Source organism: Microcystis sp. M_OC_Ca_00000000_C217Col (assembly GCF_007095585.1).
In the GTDB taxonomy this organism is placed as follows: Bacteria; Cyanobacteriota; Cyanobacteriia; order Cyanobacteriales; family Microcystaceae; genus Microcystis; species Microcystis panniformis.
On record NZ_SFBV01000344.1, the window covers coordinates 1 to 5623 of the forward strand.

Genomic DNA, 5623 nt, shown 5'->3' on the forward strand with positions numbered 1-5623 from the left:
TACTAATGACAGTAGCCTAGTTACTCAGGAGCCGGATACGGCGAAAGTCGTAAGTCCGGTTTTGAAGCAGGGGGTGGGAAGGCGACTTCCTGCTCTACTGTAACGGGTGTGGGGTTTTACCGATTTTCAGGTGGTCAATTACCTAATTTTCAGGGAAAAAGTCCCGGAATTTTCCCCCCAATCACTCCAATGGTCGGCACTTTTTGAGGGAAAAAAGTCTAAAAACCTTATCCAACAAGGTTGTTAGATTTATTCAGCAAACCCTAAATAATCCACGGCAATCAACAGTTTAGCCGTGGATGTCTTATCATGGTTAGGGAAAAAATTGGGGTCGTAGCTCAGTTGGATAGAGCGAGTGCCTCCTAAGCACTAGGCCGCCGGTTCGATCCCGGCCGATCCCGCCTTTTTCAGTGATCGGTAAACAGTAAACAGTGAAAAGATGCTGGGAAACTGCTATTTATAGCGCTTTTCACGTTACTGAGGTATCGACAAGTTTTGCCAACAAAGGGCTTAAGCCCCTTGCCCATGCCTCATTCTGATAAAAACTGCTAAGTAGTCATGCAAAATTAATTACCTGCCCGATCGAGCTAAAACCCTTACGGGGCAATGATCGTCATGTGTAAATAATTTTGCCTAGGTACTTATAACGGTTATTATCACAATATCTACGCGGGCTTAATTAAGCCCGTAGGCACGGCTACGGGCAACTTCTAGAGGTTAGGCTTGATCTCTTCTGTTCTCGTTAATCTGTCGGATGATTTCAATCATTTGAGCGTGTCGATTATCCATTCTCTCTAGATGCCGGTAAAAATCGGCTTGAGTCTCATAAAAATCTGATTGTGCGCTTGCTATTCGAGCTAGGTAATCGTAAAGCCCTTTTTTCTCTTGTTTCCGTTCTTCGCGGTCACTAGCGACGGCATCAGCTAGGGCTTGAATCGCGCGAGCGTTCGATTCCACTATTCTCTCGATCCGCTCTAATCTGTCTTCTGACATTTTGGTAAACTCCTAATAGACTAATTTCTTGTCCCCCACCGATGCCCGTCGGATGGGGGAATAATACTAAATCCGTTGAGTATAGGCTATATATCAGGACAGCCGAACGGCAAAAGGCAAAAGGGGGAATAAATAACCAGTTTTTAATAACCGGATTTAGTATCACTCAAAACTTAAAACTCAAAACTTAAAACTGATCACTGATAACTGATAACTGATAACTGATATTTATCTTCTCATTCTGCCCTTAACTTGATACCAAAGCCTTCTTAAACGTAGATCGAGAGAAAAACCCCGACGGGTGGGAATAACAATCGTGCCACCGATGCGATCATGGAAAGCTCGGTTAAATTGCTCATCACCGATCGCCATACCACAATCGGCGAAAAGGGGCGAAGATAATAAAATCAAACTTAAAGGATTGCCAAAAAAAGTATTTAACCCTACCATCATTAAAGCTGCCCCCCCACCAGCGATCGCCTCTCTTTTGCTTAACTCCAAAATTCCGGGTAAACGCTGAAGTCGCAGATCGATGATCTTCATATCCAAGGCCCAACGTCCTAAACTCTGACCCTGATTCTGCGCTACTAATAACACCCGCAAACACCACCAGATCAGGAGAAAAAGGAAGAATTGCAGTACAGGCGCACTATTAGCAAAGGAGCTTAAAAACCAGATCGAGGCAAAGTCGATCAGGAAAGCATAAGCCCGACGATCTAAGGGAATTTTCGGAAATTTTTGCGGTAGATTATCTTCAGGCGGGATGGGGTAAACCATAAAGTCAATTCTCGGAAAAATCCTGCGGTTTATCTTCTACTCTAATCGGGAAATTGGCAATTCTAGAGTGAGTGGAACGAACCACAGAGACACAAAGGACACAAAGATTGATCGCTATTATATAAGTTAAACTTATCACACAAAGAATAAGAGAGCCAGAGATCTAAGCTACCATTGAGCAAAGGTAGCCCAGAATACAGGGATAATCATGGAGCAAGATTCATTAACAACGGAGGTTATTCTAACCCATCCGCGGCAAAGTTTGGGAGAGATACAGTTGGATTGGATGCCACAACCGGGTAATTATTTGGCCTTAAAAGGACAAACCTATGCGGTTTTGGAACGTCACCACCAGTACCAATACAAGATTGGTGGCTATTGTTTACGCAAAATTTCCCTTTATGTACAAACTGCTCCCACTCCTAACGAAAAAAGTTTGATTGAAGGACGTTGGGTGATGGGGGATGCTAGTTGTCATTTTAACGCCAGATCTGAACTGTTGCGCTGTGCGATTAACCCCTCCGGTCCCTGTCAAGATTGTCGTTTTTACGAAACTATTAACCCTTAAAAGAGCCTTTTTCGGCAATAATCTGGCTATATATTGACAAATCACCCATGAATCATCCTTACTCTTGGATCGAGGATAGCTTAAAAACCCTCCATCGGGCCAATTGGTATCGAAGGGTTAAAACCATTCAAGGCCGGGGCGGAGCCGTTATAGAATTAGAGGGTCGATCGCTGATTAATTTTGGCAGTAATGATTATCTGGGATTAGCAGCCGATGAAAGAATGATCGCAGCAGCCATAGCAGCGACACAAAGCTATGGAACTGGAAGCACCGGCTCGCGTCTATTAAGTGGACACCGAGATATTCATCGAGATTTAGAATTAGCGATCGCATCCTTTAAAAATAGCGAAGACGCGATTGTTTTTAGTTCGGGATATTTAGCCAATTTGGGGACAATTACCTGTTTAGTGGCGCAGAAAGACCTGATTTTAGGCGATCAATACAATCACTCTAGCCTCAAAAATGGAGCCAAGTTAAGCGGTGCCACGGTGAAAGAATACCGGCACAATAGTCTCGAAGACTTAGAAAATCAGTTATTAGCCCACCGTCATCACTATCGTCATTGTTTACTGCTCACTGATACAGTGTTTAGTATGGATGGGGATATCTGTCCCCTAGCGGGAATTCTCGCTCTAGCCGAGATTTATAATTGTATGGTTTTGGTGGACGAGGCCCACGCTACCGGAGTTATGGGGGAAAATGGCACAGGTTGCGTGGAATATTGTGGTTGTCAAGGACGGGAATTAATTCAGATGGGGACCCTGAGTAAAGCTTTAGGCAGTTTAGGGGGATATGTGACCGGAAACGCCAAAATTATCGATTTTATCCGCAATCGCGCCGCCACCTGGATTTATACTACCGGTTTATCCCCCGCCGACACCGCCGCCGCTAAAATGGCTTTAGAGATTATTCGTCTGGAACCGGAACGTCGCCAAAACTTACACCAAAATATTAATTTTGTCAAGAGTAAATTAAATAATTTTAATATATTGCCTTCGGAAGCGGCGATTTTATGTTTACCGGTGGCCAATCCGGGTAAAGCCCTAGAATTATCGCAAAAACTGCTAGAAAAAGGGATTTTTGCCCCCGCCATTCGTCCTCCTACCGTTCCCACCAGTCGTCTGCGATTTACTGCTATGGCCACCCATAGCCTCGCCCATCTAGAGATTCTTGTCCAGTCTATTGGCGAATCTTTCCCCACATAGGGAAAAAGTTTTTCGTGGGAAGTGGGGAACAACTAAGTTGAGCGGCGGTTAGCATCCTTGATCCCATCATCAAGCTCTCTAGCCTGGCCGCTCCAACGACTTGTTAGACTGGGCTTTCGCAATAAGTTTACGACTTCTCTGCCGCTTGCTGCTTCCTTTTTGCGTAGGTCTGCAAAGATTGCATCCAAGTCATAGTTGAAGGACTTGGCATACTCTTCACGGATTCGGTGGATCTCCTCGACAATTTCATCTGTCCACATGACTTAATCTCCCATTAGTTCGTTGGGTGTGCAAAGGATAGGCAATACATAGCCACAACCAAGGGTAATCTCAGCTAACTTACCCTGTATTTGAGCATTAGCAATATGCTTACAGTTCCACGTTAACAGATAATCCATGCCGTGGACAGTTGCGGCGGCAATGTGGATCGCGTCAACTTTCGCTTTTGGAGGCAGATTACTGCGGGTTAAGAATTGTTTAGCCAAATCTTGTGCAGCGTCATTCAATGCTAACAAGGGAAAATCACGCAAAATATCCAGCCTTTGGGAGGCGATCGCTGTATCCCCTTTAGCTACTTCCTCTAGGACAGCCTCCGAAGTGTACAGAATAAAGTCGTTTCGACGAAATTCCCACCATTCCCGTGTTATTTCAATATTGGCAGCAATAATCAGGTTTTTGGTCGATCTGGCTGTCAGATAACCAATAACACTGGTTTCAATATAGACGGTTTCGCTCACGGCAATCTAGAAAATCTATCCCACGTCTATCCTACTGCATTTAATCTTGGTTTTGAGGGAGTTGGGTAACAGCCGTCAACCCAAGCTACAAGAGCAGCGATCTGCTACGCAGTGCCTTCGGCATCGCACTCAGTCCACCAGAGCGGCATCGCACTTAAACCCACAGCTTCAATCAATGTGCATGGTGCGTTCCCCAAAAATCGATCGGTGGAGCAGTAGAGTCACATTAGGGAACGCACCCTACGAATTATGCTGCGGCAGGTTTAGGGACTCTTGAAAGGATTGACAATTTTCAGCCCATCAATGTCTGAATACCCAAAGTCTTCTGTATAGAGAGTTTCGACGTTTGCTTCCCAACAAGCAGCAACCACCATCGAATCCCAATGAGACAAACTAAAACGGCTCATCAAGTCCTCAGCGCGATTAATCACAGCCCAAGTTGGCAAAGCTGTGTACCAAACCTGTTGCAAATCTCGAATGTACTGATAGGCTTGCGCTCTGTCATACCCAAATGGCTCAAGTTTGCGGCTTGCCGCTAAATATTCGCAGGCAACCTGCCAAATTAAAACTCCCTCTGTCAGATTAGCTACTAGAGAAGCTGCGATTGCCTGCTTACTAGGATTACGCGAATCATTGACGTAAATTAAAACATTTGTGTCAACGGCGTTCATGCAACATATCTCTAGTAAACTGGGGAGCATTAGAGGGAATGGGGTTTTGTTGCATTCGCTCAACAAGCAGCCTTAAAAAATTCTGCCTAGCCGCAATATCGGTAATCTTTGGGGGAATAATTTGAGGTGATTTTACAAAAAGCTCCACCTCAGTGCCGTCAGGTAAATCGTAAGCTGTTTGAAGGATGAACGTACCACTATGATAAATTGCTTTCAAGGCTTGGGGCATGGGGAAATCTCTATCATAAGAGGGTGATTTAGTTAGCTGCTTACAGTCTAGCCTACACGAAGCAAATCCCGTGACGAACAATAGTCTGATAGCTTCATGTCCATATATTGCCATGCCTGACTATATCTGACTATATTTCTATTGAAACTTTACAATACATCGCTATCAATGGGGAGTATAACTTGAGCCTTGGCTTTTGTAGCAGGTAAACCCCGCCGCACTACCGCCTGAGCAAACATTTCTGGCGTAATCTCTGGACAATCTGATCAATCAATATCTTCATCGCTCATCGCATCCAATCGTTGCCAATCAGTTTGAGGGTTACTCGAAGTAGGTTCGTTGTTCATATTTCGTCGCTTTTCTTGCAGAAATAATACGGGTGCAATCCTCACGTTCTGTATGGACAACGGCAATCACTCGCCCTTGCAACAAACCGAATGTGA

9 protein-coding genes and 1 tRNA gene are annotated in these 5623 nt (G+C 44.7%); 3 read left to right on the forward strand and 7 right to left on the reverse strand.

Annotated elements, in window-relative coordinates:
- Nucleotides 1-327 precede the first annotated feature (327 nt).
- Nucleotides 328-401: transfer RNA gene (locus EWV66_RS22190), tRNA-Arg, on the forward strand.
- Nucleotides 402-717: 316 nt separating this feature from the next.
- Here EWV66_RS22190 and EWV66_RS22195 read toward each other — a convergent pair.
- Nucleotides 718-993: a hypothetical protein gene (locus EWV66_RS22195; protein WP_052276623.1), complete on the reverse strand. Its 276-nt coding sequence runs from the start codon at nucleotides 991-993 to the stop codon at nucleotides 718-720.
- 228 nt (nucleotides 994-1221) lie between these two features.
- Nucleotides 1222-1770 carry an RDD family protein gene (locus tag EWV66_RS22200; RefSeq protein WP_072926765.1) on the reverse strand — a complete coding sequence of 183 codons (549 nt, stop codon included), beginning with the start codon at nucleotides 1768-1770 and terminating at the stop codon, nucleotides 1222-1224.
- A 208-nt stretch (nucleotides 1771-1978) separates the two neighbouring features.
- Between EWV66_RS22200 and EWV66_RS22205 the strand changes: the two genes are divergently transcribed.
- Together EWV66_RS22205 and bioF are read left to right on the forward strand one after the other, a co-directional pair.
- On the forward strand, nucleotides 1979-2338 hold the full coding sequence (locus EWV66_RS22205; protein WP_052276624.1) for a DUF6464 family protein: 360 nt from the start codon (nucleotides 1979-1981) through the stop codon (nucleotides 2336-2338).
- A 47-nt stretch (nucleotides 2339-2385) separates the two neighbouring features.
- Nucleotides 2386-3543, forward strand: coding sequence for an 8-amino-7-oxononanoate synthase (gene bioF, locus EWV66_RS22210; protein WP_052276625.1), 1158 nt, complete (start codon nucleotides 2386-2388; stop codon nucleotides 3541-3543).
- A gap of 32 nt (nucleotides 3544-3575) precedes the next feature.
- Here the strand turns inward: bioF and EWV66_RS22215 are convergent, their stop codons facing one another.
- From EWV66_RS22215 to EWV66_RS24270, 5 genes are all read right to left on the reverse strand, one after another.
- Nucleotides 3576-3803, reverse strand: a complete 228-nt coding sequence (locus EWV66_RS22215; protein ID WP_016516502.1) for a hypothetical protein — start codon at nucleotides 3801-3803, stop codon at nucleotides 3576-3578.
- 3 nt (nucleotides 3804-3806) lie between these two features.
- Entirely contained in the window at nucleotides 3807-4280 is a 474-nt protein-coding gene (locus EWV66_RS22220) for a type II toxin-antitoxin system VapC family toxin (RefSeq protein WP_052276626.1), read from the reverse strand.
- Nucleotides 4281-4543: 263 nt separating this feature from the next.
- Nucleotides 4544-4951, reverse strand: a complete 408-nt coding sequence (locus EWV66_RS22225; RefSeq protein WP_002789708.1) for a PIN domain-containing protein — start codon at nucleotides 4949-4951, stop codon at nucleotides 4544-4546.
- Nucleotides 4938-5180: an antitoxin family protein gene (locus EWV66_RS22230; RefSeq protein WP_052278449.1), complete on the reverse strand. Its 243-nt coding sequence runs from the start codon at nucleotides 5178-5180 to the stop codon at nucleotides 4938-4940. Before EWV66_RS22230 ends, EWV66_RS22225 begins: the two co-directional genes overlap by 14 nt.
- A 321-nt stretch (nucleotides 5181-5501) precedes the next feature.
- Nucleotides 5502-5623 (reverse strand): BrnT family toxin (locus tag EWV66_RS24270; protein WP_353734428.1); only part of this gene is annotated, 122 nt, incomplete at its 5' end.

Excerpts from the sequence above, each read along its gene's own strand:
- EWV66_RS22195 (WP_052276623.1), bottom strand. The coding sequence starts at position 993 with ATGTCAGAAGACAGATTAGAGCGGATCGAGAGAATAGTGGAATCGAAC.
- EWV66_RS22200 (WP_072926765.1), bottom strand. The coding sequence starts at position 1,770 with ATGGTTTACCCCATCCCGCCTGAAGATAATCTACCGCAAAAATTTCCG.
- EWV66_RS22205 (WP_052276624.1), top strand. The coding sequence starts at position 1,979 with ATGGAGCAAGATTCATTAACAACGGAGGTTATTCTAACCCATCCGCGG.
- bioF (WP_052276625.1), top strand. The coding sequence starts at position 2,386 with ATGAATCATCCTTACTCTTGGATCGAGGATAGCTTAAAAACCCTCCAT.
- EWV66_RS22215 (WP_016516502.1), bottom strand. The coding sequence starts at position 3,803 with ATGTGGACAGATGAAATTGTCGAGGAGATCCACCGAATCCGTGAAGAG.
- EWV66_RS22225 (WP_002789708.1), bottom strand. The coding sequence starts at position 4,951 with ATGAACGCCGTTGACACAAATGTTTTAATTTACGTCAATGATTCGCGT.
- EWV66_RS22230 (WP_052278449.1), bottom strand. The coding sequence starts at position 5,180 with ATGCCCCAAGCCTTGAAAGCAATTTATCATAGTGGTACGTTCATCCTT.